This is a genomic window from Ensifer sp. ENS07 (genome assembly GCF_014852185.1).
Lineage (GTDB): Bacteria > Pseudomonadota > Alphaproteobacteria > Rhizobiales > Rhizobiaceae > Ensifer > Ensifer adhaerens.
Genome location: NZ_JACVBE010000001.1, coordinates 1,356,535 through 1,371,564, shown reverse-complemented (window position 1 = coordinate 1,371,564; position 15,030 = coordinate 1,356,535). Strand labels below are relative to the sequence as shown.

The following is a 15,030-nucleotide window of genomic DNA, read 5'->3' as shown; positions in this document are numbered from 1 at the left end:
TCCCCCGGCACATGTTTCTATGACCCTGCGCACTGAGAGATCGGCGGCTTCGCCGGTGGGCGCGACATGGGGCAAGATCGTGCAACTCTATTTCTTTGATTTGCTGTGGGGCGACGAGCACTTCGTCGATGAAGACGGTATCAGCCATTTCGACGAGGGATCGGCCCTCTATTACGGCCAGCGGATCGCAGACAAGATCGGCCGCGATGCCGATTATGGTTCGCTGAAGGTTCAGGTCCGTTCCAGCAACCGCAGGCTGCTGGCAACAATCGTGCCCTCCATCGGCCGCGGCGCCGAACAGCGGGCTCTGCTTGCCCGCCGCCACGTCGGCGCCTCTCTCTACGCTGCAGCCTGAAGCAGCGCCACGAGCAAAGCGCAGGAACATCCATCCTGCGCTTGATCACACTGTTAGTCTGCCGCCAGGGCCTCGGCAGCAGTTCTGGCCCGATCACGACGCGCGTGGCTCGCTGCGAGCCGCACGGTTCTGACGCCCAGATAGAGAGAAGCCGTGGAGATCAGGAACGCGACGACGAAAACCGTGAACAAGGCGGCGTGCATCGTGGCAACGTTCGCCTTCTCGTCGAAACCGCGAAGATTGGCCGTCAGCCCGCAGATCGCCGCGCCGATCGCATAACCGGCCGACTGCAACGTCGGCAGAAACGCTGAGGTCTTGTCCCGCTCTCCTCGCAAGGAGACGTCCATCATCAGCTGGCTGAGCGTGCCCCACGACATGCCGAACCCGGCCCCGACCGCGATCTGGCTCGGGAAGATCAGCCGGTAATCGTCGATCGCGAAGGCGATCATCAGACCAGCGAGCCCGAGGCTGAGAAGCGCAGGTCCCGCAGGGATGAGCTTCACGCGCAGAGCGTGCGAGTGCAGGCTTGCGACGGCGATAGCGGTCACACTCCAGGAGATCGCCATCAATGCCGCGGAAAAACCGGCGGCCGTGGGGCTGAAATTCCAGACATGTTGCAGGCCATAAATGAGGTACACCGAGCCGGACGCCTGAGCGAGCGGCATCAGCAGCACGACCCAAAGTCCGGTGCCGAGCGGTTTTGTGAGCTGAAAGGCGCCCGCGGGCAGGATCGGATGCTCCGCCCGACGGTCGGTTGCGACGGCCGCCCAGAGGATGGTCAGCGCCGTCGCCAGCGCCGCCGCCATCAATGGGACGCTGCTCGCCGTATTTGAGACCGATATCAGCAATATGCCGGAACCGACGACGGTCAGCCGCAGCAGCGGGATTGGACGAGGCGTGTCGGTCGATGGCACCTTGCGTGCCGGTACGATCAGCAGAACGAGCGCAACGAAGATGACGGTTGCGGGAACGTTGACGGCGAAAGCCACCCGCCATGACCAGTGTTCCGTCAGGAATCCGGACACGAGTGGCCCGCCAAAGGCCGCCGTTGCCCAGACGATGGCCTCGGCTCCGAATACCTTTGGGACCAGGCGCGGCGGGAAGAGTTCGGGAATCAGCGCGTAGCAGACCGCAGCAATGATCCCCTCGCCGAATCCCTGAAACACGCGACCGGCGAGGACCTGCGGCATGCTGCCGGCGGCGGTCGCGATGAGGGTGCCGACGACAAAGATGAGCGCGGCCGTAATCAGCGTCCCGCGTGCGCCGAACCTTGACTTGAGCGTGGCGGCAACAGCGCCGCCGAGAATGGCAAAGACGAGATAGAGCGTGACGGCCCAGGACAACAGCGTAGCGCCGCCGATCTCTTCGACGGCTGTGGGCAGCGCGGTCGCTACGAAAAACTCGTTGAATGCGAACAACGCGACCCCGAGGCAAAGGGCAGCCGTCGTCGCCAGATAGTCCGGCCGCAACAGTTCGCTCCAGCGGCCGTCCTCCTGAAGTGCGGTATTGCCCCCGCCTGCCTTGGTTTCGTCCCTCGCCAGAACCATGCCCAACGTTCCTCGCTGCTATCTCTTCGGAACACCTTTGTTACGACCTCAACCGCGGTTGAGGTAAAGCGCTTTCTGCGTAGCTTGCCACCCCATCGCTTCCCCCACAAGTTGCAGTCGCCTTTCAGGGTTCGGTGGATGATGGCGAAATATCTGGCTTTCGCGCTTCCGTTTCTGCTATAACCAAGGTTCGAAGTTTCGGACGGTTCCGGCGTTTACGCGCCGGAGACCGTTTTCTTTTGCGTTGGCGCCGCCCTAAGGGCGGCGCCTCGTGCTTGATGAAGGACATTGAAATGGTCGAAAAAGTGCCGATGACACAGGGCGGATTCGTCAACCTGCAGGAGGAGCTGCGCTGGCGCCAGCAGGAAGAACGACCGCGAATCATCGAGGCGATTGCCGAAGCCCGTGCACATGGCGACCTGTCGGAAAATGCCGAGTACCACGCTGCCAAGGAAGCGCAGAGCCACAACGAGGGCCGGATCACCGAGCTCGAAGACTTGATCGCCCGCGCGGAAGTCATTGATCTCTCGAAGATGTCCGGTTCCAAGATCAAGTTCGGCGCCAAGGTCAAACTCGTCGACGAAGACACTGAAGAAGAAAAGACCTACCAGATCGTTGGCGACCAGGAAGCCGACGTGAAGGCTGGCCGCATTTCGATCTCGTCGCCGATCGCGCGCGCGCTCATCGGCAAGGAAGTCGGCGATTCCATCGAAGTGAACGCGCCTGGCGGTTCCAAGGCCTACGAAATTCTCGCCGTCAACTGGGGCTGATCAGCCCTAGCCAAGGGGCGAAGCCTGCCTTCGCCCCGTTTCTCCTTTTCAAAAGACGATCGTTGCTCGCGCAAGGAGTGCGCTTTCGTGGCCGATATCCGGAACGTCGAGGTCATCGCTCCCAATTTCAAGCGCCGCCTCTCGGGCGTGACGTCCACCATCATCCAGTTAATTCCGATCCAGCGCGCGCTCGGCGAAAAGATCGCCGTGCTTGGCCCGGGTTTGCCTGACACCCTGCCCTCGATCCGCTTCCGCGATCTCCTGCGCCTGTGGAGCGCACCGGACGGACGGCCCTGCCGGGTCTGGCATGCCCGCCGCAATGTCGAAATGCTGCCGGCGATCGTGCTGCGCGACCTTCTCGGCATGAAGCTGAGGATCGTCTTCACCTCTGCGTCGCAGCGCCGCCACACCGGCTGGAGCAAGTTTCTGATTTCGCGAATGGACGCGGTAATCGCGACCAGCGGCAAGACCGCCGCCTATCTGCAAGTGCCGAACACGGTGATCCTGCACGGCATAGATACCAAGCGCTTCCAGCCGCCGGTTGACACAGCGGCAGCCAAAGCTGCGCTCGGGCTCGACCCCAACCAAAAATATGTCGGCTGCTTCGGGCGGGTGCGTAAGCAGAAGGGCACGGATCTCTTCGTCGACAGCATGGTTGGGCTTCTGCCGTGCCGGCCTGGCTGGAGTGCCATCGTCGCCGGTCGCGCCACCGGCCCGCACGTCGCCTTCGAGAACGAATTGAAAGAGCGGGTCGCAAAGGCCGGGCTCACCGACCGCATCCGTTTCGTTGGCGAACACACCAACATTCCGGACTGGTATCGTGGGCTCGATCTCTTCATCGCGCCGCAGCGCTGGGAAGGTTTCGGGCTGACGCCGCTCGAAGCGATGGCGACAGGCGTGCCCGTTATCGCAACCGACGTCGGCGCGTTTTCGGAACTGGTCGTCGTCGGAGAGCAGGAAACCGGCGCCGTGATCGCCGCCAACGATCTACAGGCCATGGTCGAGGCAACGGCTGGCTTCATGGACGATGATCATCGCCGGACCTTGGCTGGCGCGAACGGTCTGGGGCTGACCCGCGCATCCTTTGCGATAGAGGGCGAGGCCCGCGCGATCAACGCGGTCTATGAACGCCTGATGCGTCCCTGACAGGCTGCCACCGCGTGGCAGCCTCGCACTAGACTCTCTCAGCGCTTCGAAGCGAAGAGCTTCAGATAGGCGTCGGTAATCGCCTGCTTCGAGAACTGGTTCATCAGGGTCTCGTGCCCACGTTCGGCAAGCCGTTCACCGAGCGACGTATCGCCCGCGATGCGGTCGATTGCCTGGGCAAAGCCGTCGGCGTCACCGATATCGACCATCAAGCCGTTTTCGCCATCGCGCATGAACCATTGCGGCCCTTCCGAACGGCTGGAAACAACCGGTGTCCCTTGCGCCCAGGATTCGAGGATTACGTTGCCGAGCGGCTCGTGGCTCGACGCCATCACGAAGATGTCGGAAGCGGCAAGGAAAGGCCGCGTGTCCTTCTGCCAGCCGGCGAAACGCACGCGCTTTGCTACGCCGAGGTCGGCGGCCAGTTTCTCCAAATTTGCACGTTCTTCGCCATCGCCGACGAGCCACAGATAGGCGTCCGGCACCTTGGCGATCGCCTGGATCAGCGTGTGGAAGCCCTTGCGCGGAACGAAGCGCCCCATCGACATGACCACAGGCACGTTCTCAGGCGTGTCGAGCGTGGCGCGGCTGATGGGCGCGACCCGCTCGGTTCCGGTGAAGTTGGAGATGACTTCGACGTCGCGCTTCCAGCCGATCTTGCGCACATGCTCGGCAATGCCCGGCGTGTTGCAGACGAGGCAATCGGTGTTGCGGAAATAGTCGAGCCGCAGCGGATAGTCGCCGAGACGCGAGATCTTGATGCAGCCCTTGTAGTTGGGCATCAGGCGGCTGGCGCGCGGCATCCAGGCAAACAGCGCATCCGGCTTTTCGCGGCGTGCCATGCTGCTGACCTTCATCGGCAGGAGGATCCGGTCGAGCGACAGGTTGCGGAAGTTGCTTTCGATGATGCGCGTCGCACCCTCGATGTCCTTCTTCCAGATACGACCATGGCGGATGACCGAGGTCTGCTCGACGCCACGCTCGGCGAGCGCGTTGACCAGGTGGACGAAGAAACGCTCAGCGCCGCCATCCTTGCCGAAGTGAAAATGCATGACTTTCATGAAAACCTCACCGCTTGCTGGCGCGCCGATCCATGTCGTCATGGTTCGGATGCCGCTTGAGCGCGTGCCTCTGATAGATCTTGGCGGCGGTCAGGAAAGCGTACACCGCTCCCGTCATCGCCTCAATGAAGCCTGGAAAACCGCAGCGCCACAGGCCGTTGCGGAAATAAAGCCTAAGGAAATAGAGTGGCGGGCTGAACAGCATTTTGTAAGGGCGCGCCGACTTACCGGCGGCGAACTGCTGATCGGCCTTCAGCGTCGAATACTTGTTTTCCTTGAGGATCTGCTCGTCGATGATCAGCGGCCGATAGTGCAGCAGGCTGCCCTTGGCAGCGGCGCCGACCGCGCCATCCGGCACGATCCCCTCGTGGACTTTCTGATTGAGATCGTATCGTCCCCTGCCCTGGCGGATCAGACGCAGGTTTCGCCGCTCGTGCGCCCGCTCCGGCGTGTAGCCGTAGCCGATGAGGTAGGGCCTGCGCGCGACGCGCCAGCCGACCGTCTCCGGCGGCGCATCGAGCAGCGAGGGCAGCAGTGCCTTCAGCGGTTCGTCCAGGCGTTCGTCGGAATCGATGTTGAAGCACCAGGGCTGCGTGCATTGGTCGAGCGCGAACTGCTTCTGGCCGGCATAGCCCCGCCACGGCTCATGCAGGAAACGGATCGGCCAACCCTTGTCGATGTAGGACTGCACGAGTGCTGCCGTTCCGTCGGTCGAGCCGGAATCGACGATGACGATTTCTGAGCATTGCTCGAGGCTCTCGATGCAATTGCCGAGATAGGCTTCTTCGTTCTGGCAGATGATGAAGGCGGACAGCGGAAGCTTGTTCATGGGCGGGCCTTAGATCTGGACGAGGCCGATATCCTTGACCTGGCGAATGGTCAGCATCGTGCGCACCGTGTCGACCCGTTCATTGGCCGTCAGCACTTCGATGACGAAATCCTGGAAAGTCGTGAGGTTTTCGGCAACACAATGCAGCAGGAAGTCGCTTTCGCCGGAAACCGTCCAGGCCTGCCGGACGATCTGCCATTCTGCAGTAGCGGCCGAGAACGCCTTGAGGTCGGCCTCCGACTGACGCTTCAGGCCGACCATGCAGAAAGCGACGAGATCGAAGCCGAGCGCCGGTGCGTTCAGCAGTGCGTGATAGCCCTTGATGACGCCGGTCTCTTCGAGCTTGCGCACGCGCCGGAGGCAGGGCGGCGCGGAGATGCCGACCCTTTGCGCGAGATCGACATTGGTCATCCGGCCATCACGCTGGAGCTCGCGAAGGATCTTGAGATCGATAGCGTCGAGCTCGACTTGTTTCGTCATGAACGTTCGTCCTTTTCGTGGTGACTTTGAGCGCGAGGCAAAGTCGAAAACTTGTGTCTGCCGATGGTGAGGTTGCCCCGATGGCGGGCGACGTCGACTGATGTCTGCCTATCCCGGCGCTGCCGCGATCATCTCGGTCGAGATTTTCAGCAAGGCGCGCTCGTCAAGGGCAAGGTCGTCTCGAGTCGGTGCGTGGCCGAGCGCAGCGCTTTCGCAGTGCAACCATGCACGGCCGGCATTCAACCCCATATGCTTCTCCAGCAAAGTGAATCCGCGTGAAATATCGTCAAACCCGCTGGACAACAAGCAGCCCGGCCGACTATTCGCGGGAAAATGGCGTTGGCGATGCCGGTAGATGCGCAAATAGAGGTGGACATCTTCAGGAGCGACGCGAAGAGCGCTCCATTGTCGGCGCGAGGCGCGGATCGATGCCGGGCCGACGCCTGTGCCCTAAGCGCGTCATCTGGTGGCAAAAGCGGGCTTGAGGCTCAAGCACTTGTGTGTATCAGGCTGCGCACTCTTGAAAGTCATGGTGGGGAATACCTAAAGTATGGGACGATTTCCCATTGACGCAATGGAATCGGATGTGGAGGCAATCCTCTCCGATGAGCGAAGGACAAGATTATGACTGCCCGTCACGTGAAAGTGCTGATCATCGGCTCCGGCCCGGCTGGCTATACCGCCGCCATCTATACGGCGCGCGCCATGCTCGAGCCCGTACTGATCGCCGGTATGGAACAGGGCGGCCAGTTGATGATCACGACTGACGTCGAAAACTACCCGGGCTATGCCGATCCGGTCCAAGGCCCGTGGATGATGGAACAGATGCTGAAGCAGGCGACCCATGTCGGCGCCGAGATCGTCAACGATCTCGTGACCGATGTCGATCTGTCGGTGCGCCCGTTCCGCATCAAGACCGACAGCGGTAACGACTGGACGGCGGACGCGCTGATCATCGCAACCGGCGCCAAGGCCAAGTGGCTCGGCATCGAGACCGAACCGACCTTCATGGGCTTCGGCGTCTCGGCCTGCGCCACCTGTGACGGCTTCTTCTATCGCAACAAGGACGTGATCGTCGTCGGCGGCGGCAACTCGGCCGTTGAGGAAGCGCTCTATCTCTCGAACCTCGCCAAGACGGTCACTGTCGTTCACCGCCGTGATAGCTTCCGCGCCGAGAAGATCCTGCAAGAGCGCCTGTTCGCCAAGCCGAACGTCAAGGTGATCTGGGATCACGAGGTCACGGAATACCTGGGTGCGCCGGCCAAGCCGCCGATGCCCGCTTCCGTCAACGGCGTGAAGCTGCGCAACACCAAGACCGGCGAAACCTCCGACATGGTCACCGACGGCGTGTTCGTCGCGATCGGCCACGCGCCGGCAGTCGAACTTTTCAAAGGCAAGCTTCGGCAGAAGTCCAACGGCTATCTTTGGACCGCGGCCGATTCGACGGCGACCGACGTGCCCGGCGTTTTTGCCGCAGGCGACGTGACGGACGACATTTACCGTCAAGCGGTTACGGCGGCCGGCATGGGCTGCATGGCAGCGCTTGAGGCCGAGAAATACCTGGCGGGTCATATGCCCGTCGCAATTGCAGCCGAATAGAAGCTGCGAATCGGGGTGGTGCCGCTGAGGCACCTCGCCCGTGTGGGAACAGATGCATCAGCCACGCCCGGAAGACAGGACCCCGTCTTCCGGAGTGGTTTCTTATGGGGGACTACATGTCGCTGGACTGGGACAAACTGCGCATTTTTCACGCGGCGGCCGAGGCTGGGTCGTTCACCCATGCGGCAGACAAGCTTCATCTTTCGCAGTCCGCGATCAGCCGGCAGGTGAGTTCGCTGGAGCAGGATGTCGGCATCAAGCTGTTCCACCGCCATGCGCGCGGCCTGATCCTCACGGAACAGGGCGAGATCCTCTATCGCACCGCGCATGAAGTGCTGATGAAGCTCGAGAGTGTCAAGGTCCAACTGAGCGAAACCACGGACAAGCCGAGCGGCAAGCTGCGCATCACCACCACGGTCGGGCTCGGCCAGGGCTGGCTCACCGACAAGATCCAGGAGTTCATGTCGCTGCACCCGGACGTGCAGGTTCAGCTCATCCTCGACAATGAGGAGCTGGACGTGAACATGCGCCACGCGGACTGTGCCATCCGCCTGCGTCAGCCGCAGCAGTCGGACCTCATCCAGCGCAAGCTCTTCACCGTGCACATGCACGTTTACGCCGCCCCCTCCTACATCAACAAGTATGGCGAGCCGCAGTCGGTCGAGGACCTCGACAACCACCGCATCATCACATTCGGCGAGCCGGCGCCGAACTATCTGCTCGACGTGAACTGGCTCGAGATCGCCGGCCGCGATTCCGACAATCCACGCGTGTCGCACCTGCAGATCAACAGCCAGACCTCGATCAAGCGCGCCTGCCTGCTCGGCATCGGCGTCGCCATGCTGCCCGACTATATCGTCGGCCGCGATCCTGGCCTCATCCAGCTGCCGATCAGCGCCGACATCCCGTCCTTCGATACCTATTTCTGCTATCCGGACGAGATGAAGAACGCCGCGAAGCTCAAGGTCTTCCGCGACTACATCGTCGCCAAGGCCCGCAACTGGAACTTTTAAGACGCTTCGGCGAATGCTCATTTTCCGAGCATTTCCCCAAGAGGCCGTCAACCATCTGTTTTTACATCGATATTACGGATGCGCCGTCTATATTGTGCGGCGCATTTTTATTGTTCGCCGCAGAAATAGGCAGGGATGCGCGCATGACATGGCTGTCATGCACAGAAAATGATTGTTGCGCGCCCAAAAAAGCAGCATACCAAACTCAGCTGATGCATCTTTGGTGGCTTCTCCTCCCAGTGCCACCGCAGCAGCTGTTCCCCTCTGGAGGTTTAATTACCTTCACAACTTATAAGGGCCCAAGTCATCTTGTGGCCCTCTTTTTTTGTCTACTGTTAGATACAGGCGAAACGTGACGAAAATCACAGCCGGCTATTGAAAGCCGATACTTCGCTTCCCATATTAAAATGCAGCTGATGCATTCTTGGTGGCTTCTCCTCCCCGCCACCGCATTAGCTGTTCCCCTCTGGAGGTTCTTATTACCTTCACAACTACAAGGGCCCAAGTTTTCTTGAGGCCCTCTTTTTTTGCCTGCAGCACGCTCACGGTCTTGTGATTTGAATATCGTGTTTTAGCGATACATTTATCGTTAAAACACGATATGGCGATATACCATGGACCGAGACGAAATCCTCAAGGCGCTTGCCCATCCCTTGCGGGTGAACATCCTCGCCTGGCTGAAGGAGCCGCAGCGCCATTTTCCGACCCAGGAGCATCCGCTCGATCTCGGCGTATGTGCCGGCCAGTTCGAACGCTGCGGCCTGTCGCAGTCGACCGTTTCCTCGCATCTCGCTGTGCTTCAGCGCGCCGGCCTCGTGACAACCCGCAAGGTTGGCCAATGGATCTTCTACCGCCGCGATGAAGAGACGATCGCCGCCTTCCTCGAGAGCATCGGCGATCTCTGAATCAACCACCTTCTCCCAAGCAGCCCCCTGAAAGGACCTCCCATGGCCTCGCTTTTCGACCCCATCACCATTGGTGACATCGCGCTGAAAAACCGCATCGTGATGGCGCCGCTCACCCGCAACCGATCCCCGGGCGCCGTTCCGAACACCCTGAATGTGACCTACTACGAGCAGCGCGCGACGGCAGGCCTGCTGATCTCGGAGGGAACGGCGATCACCCAGCAGGGCCAGGGCTATGCCGACGTTCCGGGCCTCTATACGCCGGAAGCGCTTGAAGGCTGGCGCAAGGTGACGGACGCGGTGCACGCCAAGGGCGGCCGGATCGTCGTCCAGATGTGGCATGTCGGTCGCATTTCGCATGATTCTCTGCAGCCGGGTGGCGGCAAGCCTGTTGCGCCGTCGGCCGTTCGCGCCAAGTCGAAGACCTATCTGGTCAATTCGGACGGTACTGGCTCCTTTGCCGAAACCTCCGAGCCGCATGCACTGGAGACCACCGAGATCGAAGCGATCGTCGAGGACTATCGCAAGGCTGCGCGCGCCGCGATCGACGCCGGCTTCGATGGCATCGAGATCCATGCGGCCAACGGCTATCTCATTGACCAGTTCCTGCGTTCGGGTTCGAACCACCGCACGGATACCTACGGCGGTTCGATCGAAAACCGCGCCCGCTTTTTGTTCGAGGTCATGGATGTCGTGACGAATGAAATCGGCGCCGGCCGGGTCGGTATCCGCCTTTCGCCCGTCACTCCCGCCAACGATGCCTTTGATCCGCAACCGCAGGAGGTGTTCGGCCATGTGGTCAAGAACCTCGCTCGCTACCCCCTCGCCTATGTCCACATCATCGAAGGCGCGACCGGCGGCCCGCGCGACCACCAGCAGGGCGACCAGCCATTCGACTACGACGCCCTGCGTTCGACCTATGTCGCTGCCGGCGGCAAGGCTGCCTGGATGACCAATAATGGCTATGACAGGGCACTCGCGGTAAAGACGGTCAAGGACGGCGAAGCCGACCTTGTCGCTTTCGGCAAGCCGTTCATCGCCAACCCGGATCTCGTCGAACGGTTGAAGCGCGATGCGCCGCTCAACGCGCCGGATCAGGCAACCTTCTACGGCGGTGGCGCCAAGGGCTATACCGACTATCCAGCCCTTGAACAGGTCGCCTGACACTCCCACATGGCAATGCTCCGCCTCTTCGGCGGGGCATTTGTCTTTGGGAATGAAGAGCTTATGTTTTCGCTATATTCAGAAAAATGGTCATTGCATCCTGACGGCGACGTCATCGTAACCCCCTCCAGCCGTCTTTACCCCGTCCGCTATCGCGGCCAGCAGGCGATGCTCAAGGTCGCCGAGGACCCGGAAGAGAAGTATGGTCGCCTGCCCCTGCTCTACTGGAACGGGCATGGCGCTGCAAAGGTCTATGAAGCCGATGGCGACGCGGTGCTGATGGAGCGCACGGACAGCCAGCGCAACCTTTTCCACATGGCGATGACCGGAAGCGACGAGGAAGTGACGCGCATCATCTGCCGCACCGTCGCCGAGCTCCATGCGCCGCGCTCAACACCGGTTCCCGGCGGTCTCGTTCCACTCGACAAATGGTTCGCTTCCCTGGAGACGGCTGCTCCCGCTCAAGGCGGTCTCTTTGCCCGCGCGCTCGAGGCGGCGAAAAGCCTTTTTGCAGATCCCGAACCGCCGGTCGTGCTGCATGCCGACGTCCACCACGCCAACATCCTCGATTTTGGCGACCGCGGCTGGCTGGCGATCGATCCGAAACGCGTCCTCGGCGATCGCGGATACGACTACGCCAACCTGTTCTGCAATCCGGAACTGCCCCTGGTCACCGCTCCGGGCCGGCTGCAGCGGCATCTGCCGATTGTCGCGAAGGAGACCGGCCTTCACCCGCACCGCATTCTCAACTGGGTGCTTGCCTATGCCGGGCTTTCCGCAGCCTGGTTCCTGGAAGACCATGACGATTTCGGCGTCGAGAACGACCTTACGATGGCGCGGATCGCAATCGCCGAGCTCGGCAGCTAGGCTCAACCCGTCCGCAACAGGACGACGGCGTAGATACAGGTCTCTCCGCCGACATTGCGGAAGACGCAATCCTGCGGCGGGCCGAGCTCCAGGCAATCCCCGATGCCAAGCGTATGGGTCTCCAGTCCTTCCACGAAGGTCAGGCGCCCCGCAGTCACCCATATCCACCGGCGATGGAGCGCATAGGCGGATGCCGGGATCGGCACCTCGGCGCCGGCCGGAAGCTCGACCTCGACGAGCTCCAGCGGCAGGTCCGACATCGGCGAGACGTGGCGCCGAAGATATCCGGTCTGCGGATCGCGCCACACCGCCTGATCCTGGCGCCGCGACAGCCTGCCCTGGCTAATCTCCGCACGCGCGATCAGGCTGGACATGGTGAGCCCGAACGCGCCGGCGAGCTTTGCCAGCAGCGTCGCCGTCGGGCTGCTATCGCCCCGCTCTACCTTGTGGATCATCGCGCGCGAGACGCCCGATCGCTCCGAAAGCTCGCTCAGCGACCAGCCGCGCCCCTCTCTTTCCAGACGAATTCGTTCACTGAGCCGTTGATCCAGACTGTCTACTTTAGTATTCATATCGTAGTCATATAGTGAACGAATGCGAGGAGCAAGCATGCTGATCCGGGCGGCCATCCAAGACGATATGCCAGTCATCTGCGAGATCTACAACGACGCCGTGGCGAACACGACGGCGATCTGGAACGAGACCCTGGTCGATGTCGCCAATCGCGTGGCCTGGTTGAAGGCGCGCACGGACGTGGGTTATCCTGTACTGGTGGCGGTCTCCGAGGAAGGCGATGTCATCGGCTATGCATCCTTCGGCGATTGGCGCGCCTTCGATGGCTATCGCCATACGGTCGAGCACTCCGTCTATGTTCACAAGGATCGGCGCGGTGGCGGCATCGGCCGGAAACTCATGGTCGCGTTGATCGCCGAGGCCGAACGGCTTGGCAAACATGTGATGATCGCCGGCATCGAATCGGAGAACGCAGCCTCGATCCGCCTTCATGCCCAACTGGGTTTCGAGGATACCGGCCGGCAGCGTGAGGTCGGCACGAAGTTCGGCCGCTGGCTTGATCTGACATTCATGCAACTGGTGCTTCCGACGGGCTCGCCGCGCTAACCCGCGGCGGCGCCTCGACAATGGCCGTTTGTCTAGGCGGCGGGAGATGCTATGAACCTTCAAGGACTGTTTCTGGAAATGTTTTGACGTGGGTCTTCGGCGGAAGGTCAGATCGGGCGCCTGGGCGCGTATCGCGAGAGCGGCACTGGCGTTGGCTGTCAGCATTCCTGCATTAAACATGAGCGAGGCAGAGGCTCGTATCGACGACTTCGCCGCGCAGCCCAAGTGCGTCTATTCCGGCCCGTCGGCCACCGACTCCGCCAAGTCGCTCTGCATCAGCAAGGAAAACTTCGCCCGCGATATCTGCGGCGTGATCGACCACTATGCGACGGTCAACGACCTGCCCGCGGCCTTCTTCGCCCGGCTCATCTGGCGCGAAAGCCTGTTCCGGCCCAATGCCGTCAGCCCCAAGGGTGCCGAAGGCATCGCGCAATTCATGCCTGGAACGGCGAAGATGCGAGGGCTCAACAACAGCTTCGATGTCGTCGAGGCGCTTGGCAAGTCGGCAGAGTATCTGAACGAACTCAAGTCGCGCTACGGCAATCTCGGCTATGCGGCTGCCGCCTACAATGCCGGCGAGAACGGGCTGGAGCGTTTTCTCGAGGTCGATTGGCTGCCGGCGGAAACGCGCAACTACGTGCTCGCGATCACCGCCTACAGCGTCGAGGACTGGCGCGACAATCCGCCGAAGATCCTCGACCTGACGCTCGACAAGAACAAGAGCTTCATCGACGGCTGTGTGGCGCTCGCCAGCACCCGCAACCTCCGCGACATCGAGGTGATCGACGAAGCCGAATGGGCGCCCTGGGGCGTACAGCTTGCCGCGCATTTCCAGAAATCAGTGGCGCAGCGACTGTTCGTCAGCGCCGTCAAGCGCCTGCCGGAGCCGATCCGCAGCGAGAAGGCGCTTCTGCTGCGCGAGCGCAATGCCAGCTTCGGCCTGCGAATCCGCTACGCCGCACGCATCGGCCGCGAGACCCAGGCGGACGCGAACAAGCTTTGCGCCACCATCCGCAAGAGTGGCGGCGCTTGCCTCGTCTTCCGGAACTGACAGCTATCGAGGCCTGTCCGATCCTGGACATGAGCGCGCGCTAGCCTGCGGCAATCCCTTGCGGAAGCGCCCGCGGGGCGTTCAGGCAGCCAAGTCCGACGAGCGTCGTTGCAACCGCCTCGTCGATCGGCGTGTGCGGCTCTTCGCCGAGCACGGCAAGCAGCCGCTCGTTTGGCATTCTCAACGGTTCGCGCCAGAGATAGCGCATCTTGCGCAACTCCCTGAAGAGCGGAACGAAGGGCGAAGCCAAGTCGATCAGCCACCACGGGAAGGCCCGGACGGGAAGCGCCGGCTTGCCGACAACCCGGCGGATCGCCGCGATCATCTCGGTTCCATTGCGGTCGAGGAAGCCGCGCATGTGGTAAACGGCGAAAGGCGGCAGGTCCTCGGCGCGCTCGACGAGGCGGATCATGGTTTCGGCGACATCGGGCAGATAGGCCCATTGGTGGCCGATCCCCTCGCGGCCCGGGTAGGAAATCGCGCCCAACGCTCTGCCCGGCTTTATCAGCCCTTGCGAAAACCAGTTATTGGCCGCACCGGGACCGAAGAAGTCGCCTGCCCTCACGATGATGACGCCGACACCTGCCTCCGAGGCGTCCTTCAGACGGCGCTCCATCTCCCTGCGGATCAGACCCTTGTCGGTATCCGGGTTCTGCGGCGCGTCCTCCGTCAGGACGGGAAAGGCGTCGCGGCCGAAATTGTAGATCGTTCCCGGTAAAAGGATGCGTGCACCGGTGGCCTTGGCGGCGGCGATCGTATTGTCCAGCATCGGCAGCACCAAGGTGCCCCAATTGCGGTAACCCGGCGGATTGACCGCGTGCACGATCAGATCCACCCCTTCGGCAGCAGTGCGAACGTCGTCCGCGTTCATGGCATCGCCTTGCCGCCAGTCGAACGCCGGCTCGGCCTGCGCCGCCGTCGCGGCGTTTCGGTTCAAGGCATGCACCTGCCAGCCGCGCCTGAGGAGCCCACGGGCGACGGCGCTGCCGATACCGCCCGTCGCGCCGAGCACCAGCACACGTCTTGTTCTCTGCTGCATCTCGGTCATGTCACACTCCATCCGCTTCGATGAAGGCAGGATCACGCATTCACGAGCTAAACGGAATTGCCGAAAAACCTTGCGC

General features: G+C 61.9%; 16 protein-coding genes. 10 read left to right on the top strand and 6 right to left on the bottom strand.

Translation table 11 applies throughout. The annotated features are described in order from the left end of the window. Positions 1-19: 19 nt before the first annotated feature. Positions 20-355 carry a hypothetical protein gene (locus IB277_RS06955; protein WP_060606488.1) on the top strand — a complete coding sequence of 112 codons (336 nt, stop codon included), beginning with the start codon at positions 20-22 and terminating at the stop codon, positions 353-355. 53 nt (positions 356-408) lie between these two features. Here the strand turns inward: IB277_RS06955 and IB277_RS06950 are convergent, their stop codons facing one another. Further along, complete coding sequence (locus IB277_RS06950; protein WP_090295505.1) at positions 409-1,902, bottom strand: MFS transporter; 1,494 nt, start codon at positions 1,900-1,902, stop codon at positions 409-411. A gap of 293 nt (positions 1,903-2,195) precedes the next feature. Between IB277_RS06950 and greA the strand changes: the two genes are divergently transcribed. Together greA and IB277_RS06940 are read left to right on the top strand one after the other, a co-directional pair. Continuing rightward, positions 2,196-2,672 carry a transcription elongation factor GreA gene (gene greA, locus IB277_RS06945; RefSeq protein ID WP_034791305.1) on the top strand — a complete coding sequence of 159 codons (477 nt, stop codon included), beginning with the start codon at positions 2,196-2,198 and terminating at the stop codon, positions 2,670-2,672. An 87-nt stretch (positions 2,673-2,759) separates the two neighbouring features. Next, complete coding sequence (locus IB277_RS06940; protein ID WP_090295508.1) at positions 2,760-3,818, top strand: glycosyltransferase family 4 protein; 1,059 nt, start codon at positions 2,760-2,762, stop codon at positions 3,816-3,818. Positions 3,819-3,856: 38 nt separating this feature from the next. Here the strand turns inward: IB277_RS06940 and IB277_RS06935 are convergent, their stop codons facing one another. Genes IB277_RS06935 through IB277_RS06925 form a run of 3 tightly spaced genes read right to left on the bottom strand, consistent with a single transcriptional unit; the run spans position 3,857 to position 6,188 of the window. Then, a complete protein-coding gene (locus IB277_RS06935; protein ID WP_060517419.1) occupies positions 3,857-4,879 on the bottom strand; it encodes a glycosyltransferase in 1,023 nt (340 codons plus the stop codon). A gap of 7 nt (positions 4,880-4,886) precedes the next feature. After that, entirely contained in the window at positions 4,887-5,708 is an 822-nt protein-coding gene (locus IB277_RS06930) for a glycosyltransferase family 2 protein (protein WP_034791294.1), read from the bottom strand. Positions 5,709-5,717: 9 nt separating this feature from the next. Beyond that, complete coding sequence (locus IB277_RS06925) at positions 5,718-6,188, bottom strand: Lrp/AsnC family transcriptional regulator (protein ID WP_034791292.1); 471 nt, start codon at positions 6,186-6,188, stop codon at positions 5,718-5,720. A gap of 624 nt (positions 6,189-6,812) precedes the next feature. On the opposite strand from IB277_RS06925, the gene trxB reads away from it, so the two are divergent. From trxB to IB277_RS06900, 5 genes are all read left to right on the top strand, one after another. Then, positions 6,813-7,787: a thioredoxin-disulfide reductase gene (gene trxB, locus IB277_RS06920; protein ID WP_034791290.1), complete on the top strand. Its 975-nt coding sequence runs from the start codon at positions 6,813-6,815 to the stop codon at positions 7,785-7,787. A gap of 116 nt (positions 7,788-7,903) precedes the next feature. After that, complete coding sequence (locus IB277_RS06915; RefSeq protein WP_034791460.1) at positions 7,904-8,800, top strand: LysR family transcriptional regulator VtlR; 897 nt, start codon at positions 7,904-7,906, stop codon at positions 8,798-8,800. Positions 8,801-9,414: 614 nt separating this feature from the next. Beyond that, positions 9,415-9,705, top strand: coding sequence for a helix-turn-helix transcriptional regulator (locus IB277_RS06910; protein ID WP_090295510.1), 291 nt, complete (start codon positions 9,415-9,417; stop codon positions 9,703-9,705). 42 nt (positions 9,706-9,747) lie between these two features. Further along, positions 9,748-10,869 (top strand): alkene reductase, encoded by a 1,122-nt coding sequence (locus tag IB277_RS06905; RefSeq protein WP_090295514.1) that lies wholly within the window; start codon positions 9,748-9,750, stop codon positions 10,867-10,869. Positions 10,870-10,932: 63 nt separating this feature from the next. Beyond that, positions 10,933-11,736, top strand: a complete 804-nt coding sequence (locus IB277_RS06900; RefSeq protein ID WP_090295782.1) for an aminoglycoside phosphotransferase family protein — start codon at positions 10,933-10,935, stop codon at positions 11,734-11,736. 2 nt (positions 11,737-11,738) lie between these two features. Here IB277_RS06900 and IB277_RS06895 read toward each other — a convergent pair whose 3' ends face one another. Continuing rightward, positions 11,739-12,308 carry an XRE family transcriptional regulator gene (locus IB277_RS06895; protein WP_090295785.1) on the bottom strand — a complete coding sequence of 190 codons (570 nt, stop codon included), beginning with the start codon at positions 12,306-12,308 and terminating at the stop codon, positions 11,739-11,741. A 37-nt stretch (positions 12,309-12,345) separates the two neighbouring features. On the opposite strand from IB277_RS06895, the gene IB277_RS06890 reads away from it, so the two are divergent. Together IB277_RS06890 and IB277_RS06885 are read left to right on the top strand one after the other, a co-directional pair. Next, on the top strand, positions 12,346-12,855 hold the full coding sequence (locus IB277_RS06890; RefSeq protein ID WP_090295516.1) for a GNAT family N-acetyltransferase: 510 nt from the start codon (positions 12,346-12,348) through the stop codon (positions 12,853-12,855). A gap of 178 nt (positions 12,856-13,033) precedes the next feature. Then, positions 13,034-13,906 (top strand): lytic transglycosylase domain-containing protein, encoded by an 873-nt coding sequence (locus IB277_RS06885; protein ID WP_090295517.1) that lies wholly within the window; start codon positions 13,034-13,036, stop codon positions 13,904-13,906. Between the two features lie 40 nt (positions 13,907-13,946). Here the strand turns inward: IB277_RS06885 and IB277_RS06880 are convergent, their stop codons facing one another. Continuing rightward, a complete protein-coding gene (locus tag IB277_RS06880) occupies positions 13,947-14,954 on the bottom strand; it encodes an NAD-dependent epimerase/dehydratase family protein (RefSeq protein WP_090295520.1) in 1,008 nt (335 codons plus the stop codon). Positions 14,955-15,030: the final 76 nt, after the last annotated feature.